This window comes from Cognatilysobacter segetis (genome assembly GCF_004359965.1).
GTDB classification, from domain to species: Bacteria; Pseudomonadota; Gammaproteobacteria; order Xanthomonadales; family Xanthomonadaceae; genus Cognatilysobacter; species Cognatilysobacter segetis.
Genome location: NZ_SMRQ01000014.1, coordinates 1 through 23,589, shown reverse-complemented (window position 1 = coordinate 23,589; position 23,589 = coordinate 1). Strand labels below are relative to the sequence as shown.

Below are 23,589 nucleotides of genomic sequence, written 5' to 3'. Positions count from 1 at the left end.
GGCATCCCGGCGGATTCGACAGGGCGTTGAGCCGGCCCGGCGCAGGGTCGTGCAATGCCCCGAACCACACCTCTCCTTCCGCGCGTCGTCGCTGTGCTGCTCGCGGCAGTGCTTTGCACGCCCGCGGTGGTCGATGCCAAACCCGGCAAGCATGGACATGGGCACGGACACGGACACGGTCACGCCAAGGCTTGGAAGCACGGCGGTTGGCAGCGCGGCCTGCGGTCTTTCCGTAGACCAGTGATCGAGCGCGTGGCGGCGCCGGCCGTCGCGCGTTTTCCCGTCCACACGTCCACCGGGCCGCGGACCACGTATCGGGCGCGATCGCCCGGCGGTGTCCGCACGTCGACCGCTACTCCGGTGTCCTCCAATTCGCGCAATGTCGCGCCGGTGCCGACGTCGACCGCCGCCTCCACGCAGAGAAACGCGGCGCGGAGCGCGGCTGTCGGCAGTTTCATGGCGGATCATCCGCCGCGTTGAGGCAAGCGCGAACGCAGCAAAGTGGGGCTGGGTTCGCGGTAAGGGAGTCGGGTTTGGTTGTCCCGCCGCGGCGGCAGCGCGGGCGGGCGGTGCGCTTGCGTCGTGATCGACCTGCCGTGATTCCGATCGACGTGGACGATTCAAGGGCACGCTCAGCTGGCCGTTAACGGACGCGACGCCGTCCCGGGGGCGGGGCCGACAGGGCCCCTCGACATGCTGAGCGCACTGAAAGACCTCGTGCTGACCCGCGATGCCAAGCAGCGCATCCGCCTCGCACATTCGGGCCTGGCGTCGGTGCTGCTGCTCGCGGCCGTGGCGGCGATGCATGGCATGGCCGCGTTCGGCGTCAATGATGGCAAAGGGCTGTGGCCTTGGACGGTAGTGTCAGTCACCGGCATCGTCACGTTGTTTGCGGCGATCCGGTTCGGCTGGTCCGCGCGTTTCAAGGATCCATCGCTGACGGTCGTGCAGTTGCTGTTCGCCGTGGCGTGTAGCGCGTCGGCCTATCGGATCGCAGGCGCCGGGCACGGTGCGCCGCTCCTGATGGTTTCGGTGGTGCTGATGTTCGGCATGTTCGGACTACGCGCGGTGCAGGCGTGGCTGATCGGCGGCTATTCGGTCCTGGCGTACGGCCTCGCCATGTATTCGGGCGTCCACGCGCGCCCCGACATCTACGACCCCCGCGTGCAACTCGCGTATTTCATCTGCCTGATCCTGTTCGTATGCGGGCTGACGGCGGTCAGCCAGCGAATCGCCGCCATGCGCGATCGGCTCCGCGCGCCGCGCGCGGAACTGGCCGAGGCGCTGGAGCGCATCAGCCTGCTGGCGACGTGCGACGACCTGACCGGGCTGCTGAACCGCCGCGCGATGTCCGAACTCCTCGAACGCGAACGACAGCGGTCGGATCGCGCGGGGCATGCGTGGTGCGTCGCCATCCTCGACATCGACCACTTCAAGCGCATCAACGACGTGCACGGGCACGCCGCCGGCGACGAAGCGTTGCGTGTCATCGCCCGCGTCTGCACGACGACGATGCGCAGCTGCGACGCGGTGGCACGCTGGGGCGGCGAGGAATTCGTGCTGCTGTTCCGGGACGTGGATCCGGCGCACGCCGTGGCCGTGGCCGAACGTATCCGGGCAAGCGTCGCGGGTTCACCCGTCAGTTTCGGGGCGTCGACGTTCGGCCTGACCGCGTCGATCGGCGTTGCGACCCACAGGCGCGGCGACGAGATCGCGCAGACGCTGTCGCGCGCCGATCGTGCGCTGTACACGGCGAAGGTCGCCGGTCGCGATCGCGTGCGGGATGCGGCAACGGGCTGATCCGGTCCGCGCCTATTCACGGCCGACGTGTCGCGAAAAGGGGACCGAGGCAGTCAAGCGGGTCATTGCTTTCGAAATCGGGCCTGGTGCCTTTGCCTTGTGAAGCCAACGACCTCACCGGCGCGACGGTAAGCGGACCGGCCTCGATCACGGCGCGGCCTTCCGGATCGAACCGGGCCACCGTTGTGTCGGGCGCTTGCGGATCGACGAAGCGGGCGTCGGCGTCCACCGCTCGGTCGACCAAGCGGCGGGCAGGAGGGCGGCGGCAGTGAACGTCTGCCCGGGCGCCGGAACGAACCGGCGCGTGGCTCGCGATGACTTTCGTCTCGGTCGGTGTCTGCAGGCAGCCGTTGACCGCCACGGTCATCGAAGAACAGCGGCACACGCGGTTAGCCCACGCATGGCAACGCCACGGTCGCGCTTGCCGTGCGCGGGAACGTGCGCCTAGATTGGGCCGGCGGATTGGCCGCCGTTATGGGAGCACGCCATGACACGCACGTACGTGGACTGTCGCGAGATGCCGAGCGGATCCGGATGCACCGTGGCGATCGCCGCCGACTCGGAACGGGAGCTGGAAGACGCCGCCGTGAACCACGCAGTGGCTGCACACGGCGAACATGACACGCCCGAGCTGCGCAGGATGATCCGCCGCAGCTTCCACGCAGGTTCGCCGCCGGTCGAGCAACCGCGCAGCGTCCGCGCCTGAGCGGCGTCGGCGAAGACAAGGGAAACGCAGGGGTCGGGTTCATTCCTCGAAGGAATGACCTGACCCTTTTGCGTTGCGCATCGCGCCGCTGCACACTCACCCCCGCTCCGTCGCCACCGGCACGGACCCACGCCACGGACCCGGCGGAGCAAGGACGCGCGGACATGAGTCCGCGTTCGCACACACGGAAACATAAGGAGATGGATGTGTCGCAGAACCTCATTGCCCTCAACGTCACCGACGCGCAGCTGCAGACGGCGCGCACCGCGCTCGACCAGATCGAGGCCGCGCTGCCGGGGCTGATCTCGATGGAAACCGGCGATCGCCGCGGGCTCATGCTGATGGGCCCGAAGTCCGAGGCCTTCGCGCGGCAGACGCTGCGCGTGCTCGAGCAGAACCCGAAGATCGTGCCGCCGAGCTTCGACCTGGCCGCGGCCCGCGCAGATCTCGCCGCGTTCGAGCGCCTGCAGCCGTTGCTGGAGCGCGTGGAGCGCCTGCAGCGCCGGCTCGACGACACCGTGGCCGCGCTCGGCAGCGACGTGATGGACGCCGCGCTCGAAGGCTATGGTCAGATCAAGCTGTCCGGCGGCGCGCAGGGCCTGGACGACCTGCGCCGCGACATCGGCGGGCGCTTCAAGCGCGCCGCGCGCAAGGCGCCCGAGCCGGCCTGAGCCGGCACGCGCGTCGGAAACGGAAGGCCGCCCTCGGGCGGCCTTTTTCGTGGGCGGGGCAGGGCGGCGGCGCTGCGATTCGGTACGTCGGCCACGGCGGCCGCGAGGTCCGGCACCTCGAACGTGACGTCGGCGACCTGGCGCGCGACGTCGGCCGCGTCGTGCACGACGTTCCGCACCCCGCGCGCCACGTCCACGACCTCGCCCGCGACGTCGGCGATCCCACGCGCGACGTCGCCCACGTCGCGTTCCACGTCGACGGCCCCGAACGCCATGTCCGCGACCTCGAGCGCGACGTCGCGGACCTCGTGCATGACGTCAATGACCTCGCGCACGACGTCATTGACGTCATGAGTGGAACGAACGCCGCGAAACGGCCGCCGGCGGCGCCCGGGCTGGCGCCGTGACCTTCGGGCTACAGACTTGGTGTGTTACATCACTACACTACCAACACGAACCGCCGGCCCCGTGCCTGAAACGACACCGGGGCGGCCGGCCGCACCGGCCCGACGCCAGCCGGCGACCGTCCGAACGCAATCACATCGCCCGACCGGCTCGGGCCACGACAGGGGAACGCACATGGGCAAGGGTCGTATCGCAGGAACATGGCTGCTGGCATCGGCGCTGTGGGTGACGGCGACGGCGCAGGCCGCCGAGGTGCCGGTGCCGCGCACGGGCTACACGCTGCAGGCCGACGTGCAGGGCGACGGGCCGACCACGGTGATCTTCGAGTCCGGCTTCGGCCAGGGCGGCGGCGTGTGGAAGGGCGTGATCGCCGGCCTCGGCGCGGACTGCCGCTGCATCACCTACGCTCGCGCCGGGCTCGGCGGCTCGGGCAGCGACGGCGCGGCGAAGACGATCGACGCGCACGTCGCCGACCTCGACGCGGTGATCGAGACGCTCGCACCCGGCCGCACGGTGGTGCTGGTGGGGCATTCCTACGGCGGCCTGCTCGCCACCGAGTACGCGCGGCGACATCCCGAACGCCTGCAGGGGCTGGTGCTGGTCGACCCGGCCACGATGGGCCAGCGCCACGCCTTCATGCAGGCCGATCGCGCCCGCGTGCAGGCCGACGACGCCACGCTGCTGTCGATGCTGCCGCCCGCACTGGCTGCGGACTACCGCGTGCTGATCGCCCAGCTCGATGCGCCCACCGCCGCCACGCCGACCGTGATGCCGGATGTGCCGGTCGCCCTGCTGACCTCGACGCACGTCGCGGCCGATCCGTTCGTGTTCGAGGAAACCGCGCAGGGCAAGGCGCTGTGGAAGGCGCAGCACGCGACGCTGTTCGCCGCGTTCGCGCGCGGCACGCATCGCTACGTCGCCACGGGCCACAACGTGCATCGCGAGGCGCCCGGCGCGGTGGTGCAGGCCGTGCGCGAGGTCGCCGGCGCACGCGAGGCGGCGGTCGATACCGCACGGCACTGATCCGGCGACCCCGGGTCGTCGACACGGACACACGGAGCAGGCAATGAGCGTCGAACTGGTACTGGAGTCGGTCGGGTTCGCCTATCCGGGCGGGCACCGCGCGGTGGACGGGGTGGGCATGCGGTTGGGCGCGGGCGTGGTCGGCCTGCTCGGGCCGAACGGGGCCGGCAAATCCAGCCTGATGCGCGTGCTGGCCACGCTCGCGCGTGCCAGCAGCGGCCGGGTGACCTGGCGCGGCGAGGACATCGCGCGCCGCCCTGACGCGCTGCGCGCCGAGCTCGGCTACCTGCCGCAGGACTTCGGCGTGTACGACGCGCTGTCCGCGCGCGAGTTCCTCGCCTTCCTCGCCGCGGTGAAGGGCCTGCCCGCGCGCCGCGTGGGCGGGCGAGTGGACGAGTGCCTCGCGATGGTCGGGCTGTCGGACGCCGCCGAGCGCCGCCTGGGCGGCTTCTCCGGCGGCATGCGCCAGCGCGTGGGCATCGCGCAGGCGCTGCTCAACGACCCGCGCCTGCTGATCGTCGACGAGCCCACCGTCGGCCTCGACCCCGAGGAGCGCGCGCGCTTCCGCCACCTGCTCGCCGAGCTCGCCGCCGATCGCCTGGTGATCCTGTCCACGCACATCGTCTCGGACATCGAGGCGAGTGCGGGCGAACTCGCGGTGCTGGTCGGCGGCCGGCTGCGCTTCCACGGCACGCCCGAGGCGCTGATGGCCGAGGCCGCCGGCCGCGTGTGGTCGTGGACGGTGCCGTCGGAGAAACTCGCCGACGTGCGCGCCGCGCATCGCATCAGCCGCGCGCAGCGGCGCAGCGACGGCGTGGAGCTGCGCGTGGTCGGCGAGCGCGCGCCGTCGACGGACGCGATGCCCGCGCAGCCCGACCTCGAGGACGCCTACCTCTGGCGCCTGCATCGCGCGCAACTCGCCGCATGAGCACGCTGCGCATCGTCGCCGCGATCCTCGTGGCCGACCTGCGCCAGCGCCTGCGCGCGCCGCGCAGCTGGGTGCTGCTGGCGGCGTTGGCCGCGCTGTCGTGGTGGGCGTTTCCGCCGGTGCAGGCCGACTACCTCACCGTGTCGCTCGGCGACGGCGCGCGGGCGCGCTATTCGAGCGCGTGGATCGGGCTGGTCATCGCGTGCATCTACGGCACGCTGCTCTCGCTCGCGGGCTTCTACGTGGTGCGCGGCACGGTGGTGCGCGACTTCGAGACGGGTGCGTGGCAGTTGCTGGTCACCACGCCGATGAACCGCGCGGGTTACGTGGTCGCGAAATGGCTGAGCCACCTCGCCGTGTTCGCGCTGCTGCTCGCGGCGGGCGTGGCGGTGGGCGTCATCGCGCAGGTCGTGCGCGGCGAGGTGCATGCCTTCGATCCGGTCGAACTGCTCAAGCCGATCGCGCTGCTCGCGGTGCCGCCGCTCGCGCTGGCCGCCACGTTCGCCGTGTGGTTCGACCTGGTGCCGTGGCTGCGCCGCACCGCCGGCAACGTTCTCTACTTCTTCGCCTTCGTGTTCCTCATGAGCGGCGGCGCGCTGCACGACAGGGGCCGCTGGCCGGGCGATCCGCCCGGCATGGTCGCCGTGGAGCGCGCGCTGTCGGGCATCGCCGGCGTCGGCAAGGGCGGGCTGAGCGTGGGCACGCAGGCGCTGGACGGCAAGGCGCCCGTGCTGTTCGACTGGACGCACTGGACGGTGGCCGCCGACATGCTGGCCGGGCGCGCGTTCTGGCTGGCGGTTGCGGTGGTCGCGCTGCTCGCCGCGGCGCCGCTGCTCGACCGCTTCGCCGCGCGTCGTGGCAACGCGCGCAGCGCGTCCACCGAGGGCCGCCGGCTGCGCTGGCTCGATGCCATGCTCGCGCCGCTGCGCGGCAGCGCGTTCGGCGCGCTGGTCAGCGCCGAACTGCGGCTGGCGTTGCGGCCGCGGCGCCGGCGCTGGTTCCTCGCGATGGTCGTCGTGTTCGGCGTGCAGTTGTTCGCGCCGGACAAGGCGATGGCGGTGGCGATCATCGCCGGCTGGATGCTGTCGACCGACGTGTTCGGCCGCGCCGTGCTGCGCGAGCACGACACGCGCACCGGCGCGCTGGTGTTCACCGCCTCCGGCATGCGCCAGCGCCTGCTCGCTGCACGCGTACTCGTCGCCGTGGGCCTCGCCTGGGCGGTGACGTTGCCTGCGCTGCTGCGCCTCGCCGTGCAGAACCCCACGGCCGCGCTCGCCGTGGCGGTGGCCGGTGCGTCGATCGCGCTATGGGGCCTCGCGCTCGGCGCGCTGTTCCGCAACGCGCGGCCGTTCGAACTCGCGCTGGCGCTCTGTGCCTACGTCGGCGTGCAGGGCGGGCTGGTGCTGCATGCGCTCGCCGACCCGGCCCGCACGGCCATGGGCCATGCGATCGCGTTGCCGCTGGCGGCGGCGCTACTCATCGCGGCATGGCGGCCGCTGGTGGCGCGGGCGCGGTAGGCGCGAAGCGCGGGAAACGGAGTGTCGCAAGCGAAGGTCGGGTTCGGTCCTGCGAATCGAATCGACCTGTGATGTGGGCCGGTGGGCGAGACGCGCTAGGTGCGGGATCTCGACGGCGGCCCGCGCCGGAATTGCCAGCTCGCCGAGGGTGATCGCGCGCTGTTGCAGGCGAAGCGCGAGCTCGACGTCATTCCCAGGCACGTGCGCGCGGACCATGCCGCGCAACAGGTCCTCGGCGAGGACGCGAGCGCCTCGCGGCGTCGCGCCGACGAAGCAGTCCGCCTGATCGAGGCGGGTACGCCGGAGATGTAGTTCCTCGCTGTCGATCGGCCTCCGCACCCGCACATGGCTCGGGCACGCGCGGAGCCGGTGGCCCTCCGAGGGTTGTCGCGACCGCGCGCATAGGACCGCCACGACCAGCGCCTCCGCACGCCCCGCACACCCCGCCCGCTACGATCCCGCTTCAATCACGTAGCCCTGGGGAATCTGGATGGACCGCGAATCGCTGGAAGCGCTGCTGGCGCGACACACGGAGAACCCCGCGCTGCGGGAGGCGCTGGTCGGCGCCCTGCTCGAGTCGAAGGTCGCGATTCCGTTGGACAAGGCGCTGGAGAACGGCACGCTGCCGGCGGATTTCAAGCCGCTGCGTCTGAACGCGGAGCAGGGCTTTCCGGTGGTCGCGGTCTTCACCGCGCCGGAAAAGGTGCATCCGTGGCTGGAGCAGCAGCCCGCCTACCAGCACTGCCTGGTGACGGACTTCAGTTGGGTGCTGCGCATCACGCCGCCGCCGTTCGGCATCGCGCTCAACCCGGGGTATCGCCATGCGCTCGCCCTGTCGCCGTCGGACGTGGCGACATTGAAACGCGAAATGCCCTGATCGCCGCGCGCGGCCCGCGCGTCAGGCGGCGCCCGGCGGGAACAGGCAGGCGAGGGCGATGGCGCCACCACCGCTCAGGACGACCGCGCACAGCCAGGCGAGCGCCATGCGGCCGTGGCGCGCCAGGCGCGGGTCGCCCAGGCGCGTGTGGCGACCGGTCATGAGGAAGTGCAGCGTCGAACGTCGGGTCGCGGGCGTGCTGCGCACGAAGGCGGAAGGCTGGCCGAGTTCTGCGTAGATGGCCGGGTGCGCATCGCGAAGGTGCGCGAACAGGCGCCGCAGCGCGACGAACCAGCCCGCGATACACGCGCAGGCGAGGCCGAACACCGCGGTCGCGACGTGCAGGGCCGTCATCGCGGTTGGCCCCTGTTGGGCCGCAGGTGCGGTCGCGTGGTCATCGATGCGCGCAGGGCATCGTGCGCAGTGCCGGCGTGGCGGCGTCCTCCCACGGAGCGCGGTCGAGCGCCTGGCCGTACCCCCAGACGTAGAAGAACGTCCGGCCGTCGTCGAGCCGACCCAGCACGTCGATATTGGTGTGGGAGACGTCGACCTTCGCCGTCTGGCTGACGCGCCTTACGTGCAGGCGGGTGCCCGCGGGCAGTACCTGATCGAGCGGTTTGATCGGCTGGGCGCTGATCTCGATATCCGCTCGCCCGCTGGGAAAGACCCGGACCGGCCGCAGCAGTTGAACGGTCGACGGCGCTTTCAGGGGCAGGCAGGCGTTGCCGAGGTCGTACTTCACGCAGGACGACGCCGCGCACGCGGTCAACGTGAGAAGAAGCGCAGCGCGCAGCCACGCGCGTCCGCGCACTCGCCTGACCCGCACGGCATGCGCGGCGGCTACCTTCGTTCGCGGGGGGAAGCAGTGATCGTCCATCGGGTCATCCCGTATCGGCCGCGGTGCGTTTGCGGTGTCCGCCGCAGGCCCTTCGAGGCATGCAGCCTACGGGCGGTGATGGCATCGATCCGCGAAGGGTCGCTGGCGGGGGAACAGGGCGCGCATGGCGTCTTGCGCGACCCGCCCCGGGCCCGTGCAGAATGCCCACTCCTTTCCAGCGGAGCTGTTCCGATGTCGAACGTCCTGCGCCTGTCCGCCTGCCTGCTCGTGACCTGCGCCCTCGTGGCCTGCAGCAAGACCGAACCCGCCACGCCGGCATCGGGGACCGACAGCGCGCCAGGCGCGCAGGCCGCGGCCGAACCGCAGAAGGCCGCGCCTGCCGCCGACGACGCGCACGTGGCCCTCGACATGGGCAAGGTGAAGTCCTGGATCGAGGCGCAGAAGAATCTCGCGGCCGCCGAGAAGGGCGACCCCTCGCTGGACGCGGCGCAGAACATCTCGGAGGAGGACGGCCCGAAGTACATCGCGCGCCTGGAAGCCAGCCCGAAGATCCGCGCCGCGATCGAAGCCGCGGGCCTGTCCGTGCGTGACTACGCCAACATCACCGAGACGCTGATCGGCGCGATGATGGCGCAGGGTGCCGTGGAGGCCGGGCAGCTCAAGACCATCCCCGACGGCATCGACCCGGCGTCCGTCGAATTCGTGAAGCAGCATGGCGCCGAGATCCAGGCGCTGATGAAGCAGGCCGGCGCGAGCGGTAGCTGATCGGCAACGAAGACGAAGCGGTTCGTGGGAAAGGGTCGGGTTCGTTTCGCACGAAATCGGATCTGACCCTTTCGCTTTGGATCACGCTGGATGCTGCGCGTCCTCATCTTCGACGCTGCCGCCTGACATCGCCCTTGCATCGAATGGAAAAGGCCGCCTCGCGCGGCCTCTTTCGTGGGTGGCTCCGCAAATGCGGCGCTCAGCGCGCTCGGATCACCTTCGTGCGGGCGATCGAGTCGTGCCAGCCGATCGCTTCGCCGTCGGTGGAAAACAGCACCGAGAACGGCTCGAACGGGATGAAGCGCGACAGCGTGCGGCCGATCGCCTGGCCGAAGGACGGCGCGCGGCCGTCATGGGTCACGACGCGCGTGCCGAAGATCAGCTTGCCCGGCGTGCGGCCGATCGCGCCCTCGAACCCGGCGTAGTACACGAGGAACATCGGGATCGAGATGAGGTAGGCCCGGTTGCGTTCGAGCGCCTGCTCGCCCAGCGCCAGGACCACGACGACGGCGACCACGCCGCACAGCAGGTAATAGAGGGCGTAGTCCGCCAGGAAGGTGCCGAAGCGGCGCCCCTTGCCGGCGATCTCGCCGGTGAAGTGCTGCGGCGATCGTGCGGCGACCGCGTCGCCCGCGGCGTACGGATTCGAGGTGTCCATGGTGCATCCCCTGTTCGATAGCGCGGGCGGCTTCCCCACCGCCGGATGCCCGTCAGGGTAGCGGGTCCACGCACGCGCGGCGGCGGCCGCGGTCGCGCGTGTCGGTCAGGCAGCTGAAGGCGGGTGGTCCGGCGGAAGGCCGGCTGCGCGTGCGGTGTCGGCGCGGCGTGGCGTTCGCTGCGGGATGCGCGCGCTGCGATGAACGAAGATGCGATGCACCGACGCCGCTCCGGGCGACGGACAGACCGGCACCGGCAAGCGGCCCGCTCGACGTGCCGCGCACCGGGAAAAACCTGAAGCTGGAGTGGACGCCGCGGTTTTCCCCCTCCACACGCACGGCCCAGCCGCGTTAGCCTTCTGGCGTTCCGCAAGCCGGGTGAAAAGGAATGAATGCCACCGTCGTCGGACTTGTGACGCCGCACCTGCTGCGCGTCGTCGACCTCGCCAACGATGCCGAGAAGGGCATCAACGTGGACTGGCACGTGCGCGGTGCCGTGACCACGACGATGAACGAGCTGGGCCAGCAGTTCAACGCGCCCACGCTGGTGGCCGCGTACATCGACGGGCTGGAGAATGCCGCGCGCCAGGCGCCGGCGACGCGTGCCGCATATGCGCGCACGCTGCAGTCCGCGGTGGCCGCGGCGCGCAATCCGCGCTGAGCGAATCGCGGGCGTCGTTGAACGACGTCATCGCGCCGATCCTCCGTTCATCGCGCGCTGTGTTTCGCGGCGAATCGCGCGACGTGCGCGGCATGCGGTCACCGTCGGCTAACGGCGGCTCTGCGAGGATGTCGTTGTCGCACTCCTGCGGCAGTACCAAGGAGAAGACACATGGACAACAAGCGCACCGATGGCATCGGCCATCAAGTGAAGGGCTCGGTCAAGGAAGCGACCGGCAAGTTGACGGGCGACCGGTCGCAGCAGCTCGAAGGCAATCTCGAGAAGAATGCCGGCAAGGTCGAGCGCAGCGTGGGCCGCGCCCAGAACGACGTGAGATCGAGCGAACGCGATTCGCGTCGCTGATGTCGCGTTGATCGGGAACGGGCGCGCTTCGGCGCGCCTTTTCCTTGTGCGGTGGTCGCGCCGTGTCGGCGGCTGCGCAGCGAACCGCGACGACGGGTTCGGCGCGACGTCGAAGCGGCCGCAGGGCGGTCGCCAAGACTGATGCGCGTCAACATCGCGCGCGCGCGGCGCGGGACGATGGCTGCCGATCCCTTCGGAGGCCCGGCGATGGACGACGCGACCCGCCGCAAGATCCTCGACCTGCTCGACGCGCACCGCATCATGACGTTGGCCACGCTGCGGCCCGACGGCTGGCCGCAGGCCACCACCGTCGGCTACGTCAACGAGGGGCTGGTGCTGTACTTCCTGTGCGGCCCCGACAGCCAGAAGGCGCGCAACCTCGCGCGCGATGACCGCGTCTCGCTGACGGTCGACCACGACACCCCGGACATCATGGCGATCACCGGGCTGTCGATGGCCGCGCATGCGACGCGCGTGCGCGATCGTGCCGAGGCCGAGCGCGTGCTGCAGCTGCTGCCGGGCAAGTACACCGAGCCTGCCACGCCACTGCCGTTCCCGATGCCCACCCCCGACCAGATCGCGATCTTCCGCGTCGAGCCCGAGGTGATCTCGGTGCTCGACTACCGGCTGGGGTTCGGGCACACGGATCTGGTGGACTGCCATGCGCCGGCCGCGCGAGCGACGACGGAGGCGGCGGCCCACTAAGGCGACGCGCCGTTTGGCGGCCGCGTGGCAGGCGCGCGCGGCGGTTTTTCGCCGCCGATGAGCGCGATCGCCCGGGCCGGCTGCCGCGAAGACGCGCGGCACGTCGGACAGGCGAGGGGACTCAGGCGTCGACCGTCGGAGAACGGCGGCATCGAACGCCGCCGCACCGCGCGCAGGCCCGTCGACGGTCCACGTCGCGTCGTGCGCACGAGCGCCGCGACCCCGCGCCACACGTGCCCGATCCCGGCCCGCCCTTGTACAGCGGGGGAAGCGAGTGGGTATCCTCGGTCGGCCGTCCAGCGGCGCTCATTCACCAGGGGAAACAATGGATATCAGCAACCTCGAGGCCATTCCCGGCCGTACCGTCGTGCGCCATCTCGGGCTCGTGCAGGGCTCGACCGTTCGCAGCAAGCACGCCGGGCGCGACCTGATGGCCGGCCTCAAGAATTTCGTCGGCGGCGAGCTGCGCGGCTACACCGAACTGCTCGAGGAATCGCGCCGCGAGGCCACCGAACGCATGCTGCAGCAGGCGCGCGCCACGGGCGCGAATGCGGTGGTCAACGTGCGGTTCTCGACGTCCAACATCACCTCCGGCGCGGCCGAGGTCATGGCCTACGGCACGGCCGTCGTGGTGGAGTGAGGTGGAACTCCTCATCCAACTGGGCATCTTCGCGACGCTGCTGATGATCGGCCTGGTCTTCGGCCGGCTCAGCGAGCGCCGGCACTTCAAGCGTCTGGCCGAACGCGAGGCCGCACTCCGCGACGTGCTGGTCTTCGCGGGCCGCACGTTGCCGCCCGACGCCGCGTTCGCGCGTACCGACCTCGTGAGTGGGTCGGTGGTGATCGGCGAGGACTACTTCAAGCGGATCGCTGCGATCCTGAAAAGCCTCGTCGGCGGCCGCCTGACGGTCTACGAATCGGTCATGGACCGCGGCCGGCGGGAGGCGATCGTGCGGCTGAAGGAAGACGCACGGCGACGCGGCGCGACGATGGTGATCAACGTCCGGCTCGAGACCGCGTCGCTCGCCGAGGACCGGTCGAAGAAGCAGCAACTCTTCTCCGCCGAATTCCTCGCCTACGGCACCGCGCTGGTCCCCGCACGCGACGCATGAGCTGGGAGAACCCGCCGGTTCCGCACGAGGTCAACGTCTCGCGCGAGAGCGTGCTGGCGGAGTTCGTGCGCCTCTGCGCAGGCCTGGCGCTCTGCGTCGGGATCGGCGCGGTCGTGCTGCACCTGACGGGCGGATGGCTCGCGCGCCGGGTGCCGTACCGGATCGAGCAGCGGCTGGTGGGCGCGAGCGTGATCGGCGCCGACATGCTGGGGCGCCGTGGATGGCGCGAGGGGTCGCCCGAGCGCGAGGCGGAACGCTACCTGCAGGCCCTCGCGGATTCGATGACGCCGGCGGGGACGCCGCACGTCGTCGTGCACCTGACGTCGAGCGACGTGCCGAATGCGTTCGCTACGCTGGGCGGCCACGTGGTCGTGGCGCGGGGCCTGTACCGGCGCATGCCGTCCGAGAACGCCCTCGCGACCGTCCTGGCCCACGAGATCGGGCACATCGTGCACCGCGATCCGATCGGCGCGATCGGCGGCGGTGCAGCGGTCGCGACACTTCTTGCGTTCGTGGGCGGCGATGCCGGCGACCTCTCGGCACCGGCCGCCGCCATCGTGCAGCTCGGGTACTCGCGCCGCGCGGAGACGGAGGCGGACGGTTTCGCGCTCGCGGCACTGCGCCGACGCTACGGCCACGCCGGCGGCGCGGCGGAGATGTTCGAGGTGCTCGCGCGCGAACACCGTGCGTCGCGATCGATTCCGGTTCCCGACCTCCTCTCGACGCACCCGGCCGACCGCACGCGGATCCAGCGGATGCGCGCGGCGGAAGCCGGACCCGGCGCTTCGACGCGTCGACCCTTGAAAGTGGTCCTGCGCTAGCACTCCCCGCCGGGTGCCACGCGATGCGCCATTGCGTAGCGACCGGCATCGACCCATGCATCGCCGCGGCCTGCGCTGCTCGCCGACGGCCCGGCAGCCCCGGCATGAAACCCGTTCGTCTTCCTTCGACGTCCGAGATCCTATGAACCGTTACGTCGTCGCTCTCACGGCCGTGTCTGTTCTCGCGCTTCCCACGGCATCGAACGCGCAGTCGACAGCGGAGGACGCCACCGCGTCGACGCCGGCCCCGGCCACGTGGACCTCCGACCAGCGCACCGATGCCGTGACGCGGACGCGCAACTGCTCCGTCTATCCATTGCGCACCGGCCTGTACCCGCTGTTCTTCCTCGACCGCAGCGGCGCGCTGATGTCGATCGAAGGCGCGGATGCCACGCCCATCGGCGTGACGCTGCAGGTCGACGACAACGCCGGGCTGGATGGCGGCTTCCCGGAGCCGTCGGAGGCGGTCGTCCGGACGCTGATGGACCAGGTGTACGCCGGCGGCGAACGGCTGCGCGTGTCGCGCGCGAAGATCGTCAAGGGAAAACTCGAATCGGTGGTGGACGACATCCCGCTGGCAGGCGCCGTTGCGCAGTTCGAGAAGTGCGCCGATTGGGTGTTCGAGCGGAAGTAGGGCGCAGCGCGGTCGAGTGGACGCCGACGGCAACGCGTGCGATGCAGCTCGATACCCGGCGTTCGCGTCCCGCACGCATGCGGAACCGATGCCTGTCGATCCGGGCACGGGAATGATGGATGCGTGCGCGGCGCGAGGGCGCCTTCTTCACCGCGAGCTTCGCGCGTGAACCTTATGGTCGTGGCGCGTCTGACAAGGCCGTCTTCCTCCACTACCGGGTGCTGCTCATGATGAACCGCATTTCCCTTCCCTCGACCGTCGCCACCGCCGTGCTGGGCATCGGACTGATGCTCTCCGGCGCGGCCAACGCCGCGTGCCGCCAGGTCGGCGACGTGTGGCTGTCCGGCGACTGCTCCCCGCGCAGCAGCAGCTGCGAGCGGAACGTCGTCGTGGGCTACGGCTACTACGGGAACGATGTCCAGCCGCTGCTGACGGTGGCGCTGTACCGCCGCACCTCGCAGAGCTGGAACTTCGTGCGCTATTACTCGATCCGGTGCTGACGGGTCGCGTCAGCCACCGCGCGTCGCGGCGCTGACGACGGCCGCACGTAACGATCCGGGCCGGGCCGTTTCCGAGGAAATGGCCCGGCCCTTCTCATTGCGGAACGACGAAATGCGCGACCAACTCATTGCGCCCGTCGTGCGCGCCGCGCCTCGTCGGCTTCAACGCCCCGGCTTGAGCACGACCTTCGTCCAGCCGTCCTTGCGCGCGTCGAAATTGCGGTAGCCCTCGGGCGCCTGCTCGAGCGGAAGTTCGTGCGAGATCAGGAACGACGGTGTCGCCTTGCCCGCGTGGATCAGGTTCATCAGGTGCCGGTTGTACTTCTTGACGCTGGCCTGTCCGGTGCCCAGCTGCAGGCCCTTGTTCCAGAACTCGCCGAAGTCGAACGCGATCTGGCCCTTCTTCGCGAGTTCGTCCGCGCCGCCGGGGTCCTGCGGCATGAACACGCCGACGCAGCCGATGCTGCCGGTCGCCTTCACCGTCTTCACCAGGTTGTTCATGGTGAGGTTCGGCACCTCGTGGCCCTTGCAGTTGAAGCACTGGTAGCCGACGCATTCGCATCCGCGGTCGGCGCCCTTGCCCTTGGTGAGCTCGAGGACCTGTTCGACGCCGCGCTGCTCGGTGTCGTCGACCGCGATCGCACCGATCTGTTCGGCGAGCGCGAGTCGGTCCTTCTGCGTGTCGACCACGATCACCTGGTACGCGCCGCGGATCATCGCGGAGTACGCCGCCATCAGGCCGACGGGGCCCGCACCGTAGATGACCACGCTCTCGCCCGGCTGCACGCCCGCCAGTTCGGTGGCGTGGTAGCCGGTCGGAAAGATGTCCGACAGCATGACGTAGTCGTTTTCCTTCTCGGCCGCATCCTCCGGCAGCGCCAGGCAGTTGAAGTCGGCGTAGGGCACGCGCAGGTACTCGGCCTGTCCGCCGTCGTACGGGCCCATCTCGGCATAGCCGTACGCGGCGCCGACGCTGCCCGGGTTCGCGCGCAGGCAGGCGGCGGTGTAGCCGCGCTCGCAGTTCTCGCAGCAGCCGCATGAGATGTTGAACGGCAGGCAGACGCGGTCGCCCTTGCGCACGCGCTCGACCGCCGCGCCGACTTCGATCACCTCGCCGAGATTCTCATGACCGAAGACCTTGCCCCTCTCGACGCTCGTGCGGCCCTCGTACATGTGCAGGTCCGACCCGCAGATGTTGGTGGTGGTGATGCGGACGATGACGTCGGTGGGCTTTTCGATCTTGGGGTCGGGACGATCCTGGATGCTGACGTCGCGGGGACCGTTGTAGACGAGTGCGCGCATGGGAATTCCTTTGGAAGGCGAGGGATCGCCAAGCGCCGGTGGTGCGCCGCGAGGCGGAGCGCCGCACGTTAGGCGCTCGAAAGTCCACGTCGTGCATAAGCGACGGCAACGTAATGGGGAGCGCGTTGCGTGCCTGGAACGCGTTCGTGCATCGGTCACGCGGCTGGTCGTGCGTTTGTCCGTTCGGGCGTTCGCGTTCGTCGCGCTCCTGCTTGTCGAGCGATGGCGGCTGCTTCGATCGCGCGAGCGCGCGTGTGTGCGACACAGCGGTGATCGCGCGGATGGCAGCGAACGGAGAGCGGCGTTCGCCTGCCGGCAGCGTTGCGAGGACGTGTCGTGCCGCCGGCGCAATGAGCGGTGCTCCGAGGCGGCCGCAGTCGACGCGTGTCCCCGTTCGAATCGCTGCCAAGAAGGGTTCCACCCATCCCGTTCCACCCGCGGTGCGATCGGCTGAAGCTGCGGTGCTGCGCCCGTGGCGATGCCACGTAGCAACTGCCGCACCTTGACGTCTGCCGGGCCGCCCGCCGGCGCTGGCCGAGCCCGCGTCGCTGCCGACGGCTCGTAAGCGTTGCCGCGACGGACCGCGAGCTCCGGGGGCGCATCGCCGGCCCGGGCCCCGCCCAATGACTTCAGGCACTGATCGGGTGATTCGGTCAGGTATTACGGTACATCTCGACGATGCGCCGCAGGTCAGGGGGACCCGTGCTCGAGATCACCGACCTTCGCCATGTCTACGCCAATGGAACGTGCGCGCTCGACGGCGTGACGCTTTCGATTCCGCGCGGCATGTTCGGCCTGCTGGGGCCGAACGGCGCCGGCAAGTCGACGCTGATGCGCACGATCGCCACGCTGCAGACGCCGACCGGCGGCGGTATCCGGTTCGGGGACGTCGATGTCGTCGCCGAGCCCGAGCGGCTGCGACGCACGCTCGGCTACCTGCCGCAGGACTTCGGCGTGTATCCGCGCGTGTCGGCCTACGACATGCTCGACCACCTGGCGGTGCTGAAGGGCATCGCCACGGCGGGCGAGCGCCGGCAGACGGTCGAGACGCTGCTGCAGCAGGTGAACCTGTGGGACGTCCGGCGCAAGGCGCTGGCCGGGTTCTCGGGCGGCATGCGGCAGCGCTTCGGCATCGCGCAGGCGCTGATCGGCAATCCCGCGCTGATCATCGTCGACGAACCGACCGCGGGCCTCGACCCCGAGGAGCGCAACCGCTTCCTCAACCTGCTCGCGGAGATCGGCGAGAGCGTCGTGGTGATCCTCTCGACGCACATCGTCGAGGACGTCGCCGACCTCTGCCCGCGCATGGCCGTGCTCGCCGCCGGGCGCATCCAGCTCGAAGGCGTGCCCGCCGAGCTCATCGAGCGCACGCGCGGCCGCATCTGGCGAAAGACGATCGAGCGGAGCGACCTCGAGCGCTATCGCGACGCGCATGAGGTCATCTCCACCCGTCTGTTCGCCGGCCGTACCGAAGTCCACGTGCTGGCGGACGCCGACCCGGGCGACGGCTTCGACGCGCTTCCCGGCGACCTCGAGGACGTCTACTTCGCGACGCTGGCGCGTTCGCGCCGCGCGGCCTGAGGACGACGCCATGCTCGGCAGGATCGCGGCCTTCGAGTTCCGCTACCAGGTCACCGGCCCACTGTTCCGGTCGGTCGCCGCGCTGTTCTTCGCTGCGGCGTTCGCCGACATGGCGGTGTTCAAGCTGGTCACGCCCGGCGGCGGCAATGTGCTGTTCAACAGCCCGCACGCCGTCATCGTGTCGCACCTCGTCGTCTCGCTGATGTTCGTGTTCGTCGCCGCGGCGTTCGTCTCCAACGTGATCCTGCGCGACGACCAGACGCGCTTCGGCGCCCTCGTGCGCACCAGCCGCATCACGAAGTTCGACTACGTGTTCGGCCGCTTCCTGGGCGCCTTCGCCGTGGGTGCGGTGATCGTCGTGATGGTCACGCTGGCCGCCTGGCTGGGCACGCTGATGCCCTTCGCCGACCGCGCCATGCTGGGGCCGAACCGCCTGTCCGGCTTCGCCTACGGCTACGGCGTGTTCGCGCTGCCCAACGCGTTCATCGCATCGGCGGTCGTGTTCGCATTGACCACCCTCCCGCGGTCGACCGCGGGCACGTTCGTCGGCGTCATCGCACTGCTCGTCCTGTACCTCGTCGGCCAGCGGCTGATGGAGAACCAGCCGCAGCTCGCGGACCTCCGCGTGCTGGCCGATCCGTTCGGCATGTCGGCGTACATGGCGGCGTCGCGGTATTTCACCGCCGCGCAGCTCAATGCGGGCGCCGTGCCGGTCAGCGGGCTGCTGGTGATGAGCCGCCTGCTATGGGTCGGCCTTGCGCTCGCCAGCCTGGCGGTCACCTACCGGCTGTTCCGCTTCGCCGAACCCGCGGCGTCCACGCATTCACGGCACTCGCGCGGCCAGGCCGCCCGCGCGGCGGTCGGGCCACCGGCGGCACGGACAGCCGTCGGCGCGCTGCCGTCGCCGCGCTTCGGCCGAACCACCGCATGGCGGCAGTTCGCGGCACGCGCCGCGCTCGAGGCACGCTTCATCCTGCGCAGCCCGGTCTTCCTGATCCTGCTGGCGCTCGCCTTCGTCACCACGCTGCCCGCCCTGCTCGGCGCTTCGGGCTGGATGGGCGTGCCGCAGTATCCGCTCGCCTCGATCGCCGTGCCGGTGATCGAGGGCAGCTTCGCGACGATCCTGATCATCATCGCCACCTACTACGGCGGCGAGCTCGTCTGGCGCGAACGCGAGCGCAACGTCCACGGGATCGTCGATGCAACGCCATTGCCGGCGTGGGCGCTGATGCTTCCCAAGATGCTCGGCCTCGCGCTGGTCCTCGTCGCCACGATTACGGTCGGCGCGGCCACCGGGCTGCTCGCGCAGCTCGTCAACAGCGGCGTCGAGCCCACGCCGGGCCGGTTCCTGCTGTGGTGCGTCCTGCCCATGGGCGTCGATGCGGTGCTGATGGCGATCCTCGCGGTGTTCGTGCAGACGCTGAGCCCGAGCAAGCACGCCGGCTGGGCGGTGATGGCGCTGTACATCGTGCTGCTGCTGTTCGGGCCCGCCGCCGGCCTCACGCATCCGATGCTGCTGTACGGGCGCGTGCCGCCGGTGCCGCTGACCGACATGGACGGCGCGGGCATCGCGTGGAAGGCCGCCTGGTGGTTCCGCCTGTTCTGGGTCGCGATCGCGGCGTTGCTTCTAGTCGCCGCGCAGGCGCTCTGGCCGCGCGGCAGCGACCGGCCGCTCCGCGAGCGGCTTGGAATGTTCCGCTCCCGCATCGCCGGGCGAACGCGGCTCGTCGCCGCGACGGCGGGCGCGGTCGCCGTCCTGGCCGGCGGCTGGATCGTCTACAACACGCTCGTGCTCAACGCGTTCGACGGCGGCGACCCCCGGCCGTACCTCGCGGCGTACGAGAAGCGCTTCTTCCGGTACGCGTCGCTTCCGCAGCCGGCGGTGCGGCACGTGGAACTCGACGTCGCGCTCGATCCGGATCGCACGCGTGCCGACGTGCGAGGCCGCTACCGGCTGGTCAACGAAACGCCAGGCCCGATCGACCGGATCCACGTGCGCCTGATGGACGCGGACGTCGACTTCGTCTCCGTCGACCTTCCGGGTGCGCGGCTGGAGACCGACGACCGCGAATTCGACTACCGCATCTACCGTCTGGACACACCGATGCGGCCGGGCGAGGCGCGCTGGCTCGCGTTCGGCACGCGCCGCGCGCAGGGGGGGTTCCGCGCGGGCGGTGCCGAGGCCGACATCGCGGGCAACGGCACCGATCTGAATTCGCTTCAGCTCACGCCGCGGATCGGCATGAGCGACGTCGGCCTGATCGAGGAACCGTCGGTCCGGCGCGAGTACGGGCTTCCGGCGCGCGCGCCGTTCCCGCGCCTGGACGACCTCGCCGCGACCTATGCCACGCCCGGAGGCGATCTCGACTGGACGACGTCGGACATCACGGTGTCGACGCGCGCCGACCAGATCCCGCTCGCGCCGGGGCGTCGCGTGTCCGAGCGCGTCGAGAACGGACGGCGCATCGTCCGCTTCGTTTCGGAACGTCCGATCAAGAACCAGCTGGCGATCCAGTCGGGCCGTTTCGCGGTGCGGCGCCAGGTCGACGACGGTGTCGACTACCGCGTCTACTTCGATCCGGCGCATGGCTGGAACGTGGAGCGCATGCTGCGCGCGATGCGTGCCTCCGTCGCGTACTACCGGCGCGCCTTCGGCCCGTATCCGGCGGAGGCCCTGCGCATCGTGGAGCGGCCCGACGCCGGCGGTGGCCAGGCGTTCCCGAACACGATCGCGGTCGGCGAGGCCATCTTCACCATGGACCTGCGCGACCGCACGCAGATCGACATGGTCAGCATGCTCACGGCGCACGAGGTCGCGCACCAGTGGTGGGGCCAGCAGGTACTCGGCGCGCGGATGCAGGGTGCGTCGCTGCTGTACGAATCGCTCGCCCAGTACTCCGCGCTGATGGTGCTGCGCCAGCTCGAGGGCGAGGCGATGGTGCGCCGATACCTGCGCTTCCAGAACGACCGCTACCTGAGCGGCCGTCGCGCCCAGGTGCTGCAGGAGCAGCCGCTGATCCGTGCGGGCCTCGACCAGGACTACGTGAACTACGGCAAGGGTGCGCTCGCGCTGTATCTGCTGCAGCAGCGGATCGGCGAAGACGCCATGAACCGGGCGCTGCGGCGGTTCGTCGCGCGCTACCGCTTCACCGTCGCGCCGTACCCGCGTTCCGTCGACCTGGTCGCCTACCTGCGTCAGGAAGCGAAGACGCCGCAGGACCAGGCGCTAATCACCGACCTGTTCGAGAGGATCACGCTGTACGACCTGCGTGCGGGCGCGCCGACGGTTCGCCAGCGCAGCGACGGCCGTTTCGAGGTCGAGGTGCCGGTCGACGCGACCAAGCGCTACGCGCGCGGGCTGGGCGAGGAAACCGAGGCACCGCTCGACGACCTGATCGAGGTGGGGCTGTTCACCGCGGACCCGGGCGACCCCGCCTTCGCGGCGAAGGACGTCATCCGTGTCGAGCGTCGGCGCCTGCACAGCGGCCGCCAGCGGCTGCGCTTCCTCACCGACCGGCGCCCGACGCACGCGGGCGTCGACCCGTACAACGCGTACATCGACCGTGACCTGCGCGACAACGTCGCGGCCGTGGCGCCTCGATGAGCGGGACGGCGTCGCGACCCGCCGGCCACTGATCGCGGATTCCGCCAGCCGCCCCGACTCACCGCGGCTTCGCGAATCCCGGCGTAGCGTCCGGTGCTTTCCCGAGGAGACGGCCATGAAGGTGCTGATGGTGCTCACGTCGCACGACCGCCTGGGCGACACCGGCCGCAAGACGGGCTTCTGGCTGGAGGAGTTCGCCGCGCCGTATTACGTGTTCAAGGACGCGGGCGTCGACGTCGCGCTGGCGTCGCCGCGCGGCGGGCAGCCGCCGCTCGATCCCAAGAGCGACGAGCCCGATGCGCAGACCGCCGCCACCCACCGCTTCCACGAGGATCCGGAGGCGCAGGCCGCATTGGCCCACACGATTCCACTCGCGGACGTGCAGGCCAGCGAGTACGACGCGGTGTTCTATCCCGGCGGCCACGGCCCGCTGTGGGACCTGGCCGAGGACCACGACTCGATCACGCTGATCGAATCCACCTACGGCGCCGTCAAGCCGGTCGCGCTGGTCTGCCATGCGCCGGGCGTGCTGCGCCATGCGAAGGGCCTGGACGGCGCGCCGCTGGTGCAGGGCCGCTCGGTCACCGGATTCACCAATACCGAAGAGGCGGCGGTGGGGCTGACCGACGTCGTGCCGTTCCTGGTGGAGGACATGCTCAAGGCGAACGGCGCGCACTACGCGAAGAAAGCCGATTGGGCGAGCCATGTGATCACCGACGGCAACCTCGTCACCGGCCAGAACCCGGCGTCCTCGGAGGAGGCGGCGAGGGCGGTGCTGGCGCTGCTCGGCGTGCGCTGAGGCGGTCGCGGGCGGGATCACGCGTGTTGCAGGCGCAGGTGATGTGCGCCGTGCGGTCGTGGGTGGGCGGGAACGCGTGACGCCCATGCCGCGACGCTGAGAGCCCCGCCCCGCGCACGTCGACCGAGCGCGTCGCTTGGCGCCCGCGCCTCGACGCGGCGGCCCTGCCGGCACCGCGGGTGCGTTTGGCCCTATAACGTCCGCACCCGACAACCGGACGCGCCGATGGCCCTCGTCTTCTACGGACACCCGTTCTCCTCGTACACGCAGAAGGTATTGATCGCGCTCTACGAGAACGACCTTCCGTTCGAGTACCGCGAACTGCAGCCCGGCAACGCCGCCATCGACGCCCAGTGGAACGCGTTGTGGCCGTTGAAGAAGATGCCCGTGCTGGTCGACGACGAGCGGACCGTGGTGGAAACCAGCATCATCATCGAGCACCTGCACCAGGCCCATCCGGGTCCCGTGCCGATGCTGCCCGACGACCCGGTCGAGGCGCTCGACGTGCGCTTCATGGACCGCTTCTTCGACCATTACGTGATGACCCCGATGCAGGCGCCGGTGGCCGAGGCGCTGCGCACCGACGGTCGCACCGAAGTGGCGCTGCGCGAGTCAGCGGCGCGGCTCGACATCGCATATGCCTGGCTCGAGCAGCGCCTGCAGGGCCGGACCTGGGCGGCCGGCGAGCGCTTCAGCCTCGCGGACTGCGCGGCCGCGCCGTCGCTCTTCTATGCCGATTGGGTGCATCCGATCGGCGCGGCGTTCCCCACGCTGCGCGCGTATCGCGAGCGCCTGCTGGCGCGGCCCTCGTTCGCGCGTGCGGTCGAAGAGGCGCGTCCCTATCGCGCGTGGTTCCCGTTGGGTGCCCCGGACCGCGACTGACGCGAGGCCCGGCGCAGCGGCTCGCCGCGTCCCCGCGCCCTCGAAGCAGCCCCGCGGCGCCCCGCACCCGCATCCTACGAACCAAAAAGAAGCCCGCGACGGATCGCGGGCTCCGGAACCGCCGCGGCCTCGCGGCCGACGGCCTGCGCTCAGCGCAGCAGGAAGACGTCGGTGACGGTGCCGGTCTTGGCGAGCACCACGCCGTTGATCTGGTCGAGCGTCACGCCGAGCGCGTTGAGATCGACGTTGAGGCCGTTGAGCAGGTTGACGTCGCCCACCGTCACGGTCGTGTTGTTGCGGCTGAGGATCGGGCTGTTGTTGAGCACGTTCTTCACCGCCTGCAGGTTGTTCAGGGTGTCGACCACGCGCACGTCGACGACGTCGTTGGCCGCGACCTGCGCGACCGCCGCCACCAGGCCGGAGGCGCCACCGCCCTGTC

General features: G+C 70.5%; 29 protein-coding genes. 22 read left to right on the top strand and 7 right to left on the bottom strand.

Annotated features, from left to right (window positions below; all coding sequences use genetic code 11):
- Nucleotides 1-179: 179 nt before the first annotated feature.
- On the bottom strand, nt 180-458 hold the full coding sequence (locus tag E4F61_RS04685) for a hypothetical protein (RefSeq protein WP_133478512.1): 279 nt from the start codon (nt 456-458) through the stop codon (nt 180-182).
- 316 nt (nt 459-774) lie between these two features.
- Here E4F61_RS04685 and E4F61_RS04680 point away from each other — a divergent pair, with 316 nt between their 5' ends.
- On the top strand, nt 775-1,800 hold the full coding sequence (locus tag E4F61_RS04680; protein WP_162301407.1) for a GGDEF domain-containing protein: 1,026 nt from the start codon (nt 775-777) through the stop codon (nt 1,798-1,800).
- A gap of 16 nt (nt 1,801-1,816) precedes the next feature.
- On the opposite strand, the gene E4F61_RS04675 is transcribed toward E4F61_RS04680, so the two are convergent.
- The gene (locus tag E4F61_RS04675; RefSeq protein ID WP_133478510.1) at nt 1,817-2,167 is read right to left on the bottom strand and encodes a hypothetical protein; all 351 of its coding nucleotides are present in this window, start codon (nt 2,165-2,167) and stop codon (nt 1,817-1,819) included.
- A 120-nt stretch (nt 2,168-2,287) separates the two neighbouring features.
- Between E4F61_RS04675 and E4F61_RS04670 the strand changes: the two genes are divergently transcribed.
- The 8 genes from E4F61_RS04670 to E4F61_RS04635 all read left to right on the top strand — a co-directional run bounded on the left by E4F61_RS04670 (nt 2,288) and on the right by E4F61_RS04635 (nt 7,927).
- Nucleotides 2,288-2,506, top strand: coding sequence for a DUF1059 domain-containing protein (locus E4F61_RS04670; protein ID WP_133478509.1), 219 nt, complete (start codon nt 2,288-2,290; stop codon nt 2,504-2,506).
- A 200-nt stretch (nt 2,507-2,706) separates the two neighbouring features.
- Nucleotides 2,707-3,177 (top strand): hypothetical protein, encoded by a 471-nt coding sequence (locus tag E4F61_RS04665; protein ID WP_238382802.1) that lies wholly within the window; start codon nt 2,707-2,709, stop codon nt 3,175-3,177.
- Between the two features lie 161 nt (nt 3,178-3,338).
- Nucleotides 3,339-3,584: a hypothetical protein gene (locus E4F61_RS04660; RefSeq protein ID WP_133478507.1), complete on the top strand. Its 246-nt coding sequence runs from the start codon at nt 3,339-3,341 to the stop codon at nt 3,582-3,584.
- 172 nt (nt 3,585-3,756) lie between these two features.
- The gene (locus E4F61_RS04655; protein WP_133478506.1) at nt 3,757-4,605 is read left to right on the top strand and encodes an alpha/beta fold hydrolase; all 849 of its coding nucleotides are present in this window, start codon (nt 3,757-3,759) and stop codon (nt 4,603-4,605) included.
- A gap of 43 nt (nt 4,606-4,648) precedes the next feature.
- Entirely contained in the window at nt 4,649-5,533 is an 885-nt protein-coding gene (locus E4F61_RS04650; RefSeq protein ID WP_133478505.1) for an ABC transporter ATP-binding protein, read from the top strand.
- Nucleotides 5,530-7,050 carry an ABC-2 transporter permease gene (locus tag E4F61_RS04645; protein WP_133478504.1) on the top strand — a complete coding sequence of 507 codons (1,521 nt, stop codon included), beginning with the start codon at nt 5,530-5,532 and terminating at the stop codon, nt 7,048-7,050. The genes E4F61_RS04650 and E4F61_RS04645 overlap by 4 nt, the downstream gene beginning before the upstream one ends.
- A gap of 99 nt (nt 7,051-7,149) precedes the next feature.
- Nucleotides 7,150-7,362 (top strand): hypothetical protein, encoded by a 213-nt coding sequence (locus tag E4F61_RS04640; protein WP_133478503.1) that lies wholly within the window; start codon nt 7,150-7,152, stop codon nt 7,360-7,362.
- Nucleotides 7,363-7,540: 178 nt separating this feature from the next.
- On the top strand, nt 7,541-7,927 hold the full coding sequence (locus E4F61_RS04635; RefSeq protein ID WP_133478502.1) for an SseB family protein: 387 nt from the start codon (nt 7,541-7,543) through the stop codon (nt 7,925-7,927).
- Nucleotides 7,928-7,948: 21 nt separating this feature from the next.
- Here the strand turns inward: E4F61_RS04635 and E4F61_RS04630 are convergent, their stop codons facing one another.
- Both E4F61_RS04630 and E4F61_RS04625 read right to left on the bottom strand, forming a co-directional pair.
- Nucleotides 7,949-8,281 (bottom strand): hypothetical protein, encoded by a 333-nt coding sequence (locus E4F61_RS04630; protein WP_133478501.1) that lies wholly within the window; start codon nt 8,279-8,281, stop codon nt 7,949-7,951.
- 40 nt (nt 8,282-8,321) lie between these two features.
- Nucleotides 8,322-8,669, bottom strand: coding sequence for a hypothetical protein (locus E4F61_RS04625; RefSeq protein ID WP_238382801.1), 348 nt, complete (start codon nt 8,667-8,669; stop codon nt 8,322-8,324).
- A gap of 327 nt (nt 8,670-8,996) precedes the next feature.
- Between E4F61_RS04625 and E4F61_RS04620 the strand changes: the two genes are divergently transcribed.
- Nucleotides 8,997-9,530 carry a hypothetical protein gene (locus tag E4F61_RS04620; protein ID WP_133478499.1) on the top strand — a complete coding sequence of 178 codons (534 nt, stop codon included), beginning with the start codon at nt 8,997-8,999 and terminating at the stop codon, nt 9,528-9,530.
- Nucleotides 9,531-9,729: 199 nt separating this feature from the next.
- Here the strand turns inward: E4F61_RS04620 and E4F61_RS04615 are convergent, their stop codons facing one another.
- Entirely contained in the window at nt 9,730-10,188 is a 459-nt protein-coding gene (locus E4F61_RS04615; RefSeq protein ID WP_133478498.1) for an RDD family protein, read from the bottom strand.
- 386 nt (nt 10,189-10,574) lie between these two features.
- Here E4F61_RS04615 and E4F61_RS04610 point away from each other — a divergent pair, with 386 nt between their 5' ends.
- From E4F61_RS04610 to E4F61_RS04575, 8 genes are all read left to right on the top strand, one after another.
- Nucleotides 10,575-10,847: a hypothetical protein gene (locus E4F61_RS04610; RefSeq protein WP_133478497.1), complete on the top strand. Its 273-nt coding sequence runs from the start codon at nt 10,575-10,577 to the stop codon at nt 10,845-10,847.
- Between the two features lie 171 nt (nt 10,848-11,018).
- Nucleotides 11,019-11,210 (top strand): CsbD family protein, encoded by a 192-nt coding sequence (locus E4F61_RS04605; protein WP_133478496.1) that lies wholly within the window; start codon nt 11,019-11,021, stop codon nt 11,208-11,210.
- Nucleotides 11,211-11,417: 207 nt separating this feature from the next.
- The gene (locus E4F61_RS04600) at nt 11,418-11,915 is read left to right on the top strand and encodes a pyridoxamine 5'-phosphate oxidase family protein (RefSeq protein WP_133478495.1); all 498 of its coding nucleotides are present in this window, start codon (nt 11,418-11,420) and stop codon (nt 11,913-11,915) included.
- Nucleotides 11,916-12,240: 325 nt separating this feature from the next.
- Nucleotides 12,241-12,555, top strand: a complete 315-nt coding sequence (locus E4F61_RS04595) for a YbjQ family protein (protein ID WP_133478494.1) — start codon at nt 12,241-12,243, stop codon at nt 12,553-12,555.
- A gap of 1 nt (nt 12,556) precedes the next feature.
- Nucleotides 12,557-13,027, top strand: a complete 471-nt coding sequence (locus tag E4F61_RS04590) for a YbjQ family protein (RefSeq protein WP_162301406.1) — start codon at nt 12,557-12,559, stop codon at nt 13,025-13,027.
- Nucleotides 13,024-13,848 (top strand): M48 family metallopeptidase, encoded by an 825-nt coding sequence (locus E4F61_RS04585; RefSeq protein WP_133478492.1) that lies wholly within the window; start codon nt 13,024-13,026, stop codon nt 13,846-13,848. Before E4F61_RS04590 ends, E4F61_RS04585 begins: the two co-directional genes overlap by 4 nt.
- A 142-nt stretch (nt 13,849-13,990) precedes the next feature.
- Complete coding sequence (locus tag E4F61_RS04580) at nt 13,991-14,482, top strand: hypothetical protein (RefSeq protein WP_133478491.1); 492 nt, start codon at nt 13,991-13,993, stop codon at nt 14,480-14,482.
- A gap of 119 nt (nt 14,483-14,601) precedes the next feature.
- Nucleotides 14,602-14,982 (top strand): hypothetical protein, encoded by a 381-nt coding sequence (locus E4F61_RS04575; RefSeq protein ID WP_133478490.1) that lies wholly within the window; start codon nt 14,602-14,604, stop codon nt 14,980-14,982.
- Between the two features lie 162 nt (nt 14,983-15,144).
- On the opposite strand, the gene E4F61_RS04570 is transcribed toward E4F61_RS04575, so the two are convergent.
- A complete protein-coding gene (locus tag E4F61_RS04570) occupies nt 15,145-16,284 on the bottom strand; it encodes a glutathione-independent formaldehyde dehydrogenase (protein WP_133478489.1) in 1,140 nt (379 codons plus the stop codon).
- A gap of 702 nt (nt 16,285-16,986) precedes the next feature.
- Between E4F61_RS04570 and E4F61_RS04565 the strand changes: the two genes are divergently transcribed.
- The 4 genes from E4F61_RS04565 (at nt 16,987) to E4F61_RS04550 (ending at nt 23,150) form a co-directional block, all read left to right on the top strand.
- Nucleotides 16,987-17,865: an ABC transporter ATP-binding protein gene (locus E4F61_RS04565; RefSeq protein WP_133478546.1), complete on the top strand. Its 879-nt coding sequence runs from the start codon at nt 16,987-16,989 to the stop codon at nt 17,863-17,865.
- 10 nt (nt 17,866-17,875) lie between these two features.
- Nucleotides 17,876-21,469 (top strand): ABC transporter permease/M1 family aminopeptidase, encoded by a 3,594-nt coding sequence (locus E4F61_RS04560; protein WP_133478488.1) that lies wholly within the window; start codon nt 17,876-17,878, stop codon nt 21,467-21,469.
- Between the two features lie 115 nt (nt 21,470-21,584).
- Nucleotides 21,585-22,268, top strand: coding sequence for a type 1 glutamine amidotransferase domain-containing protein (locus E4F61_RS04555; protein WP_133478487.1), 684 nt, complete (start codon nt 21,585-21,587; stop codon nt 22,266-22,268).
- Between the two features lie 225 nt (nt 22,269-22,493).
- The gene (locus E4F61_RS04550) at nt 22,494-23,150 is read left to right on the top strand and encodes a glutathione S-transferase family protein (protein WP_133478486.1); all 657 of its coding nucleotides are present in this window, start codon (nt 22,494-22,496) and stop codon (nt 23,148-23,150) included.
- Between the two features lie 149 nt (nt 23,151-23,299).
- Here E4F61_RS04550 and E4F61_RS14650 read toward each other — a convergent pair.
- A partial coding sequence (locus tag E4F61_RS14650; protein ID WP_202908944.1) for a hypothetical protein occupies nt 23,300-23,589 on the bottom strand: 290 nt, incomplete at its 5' end.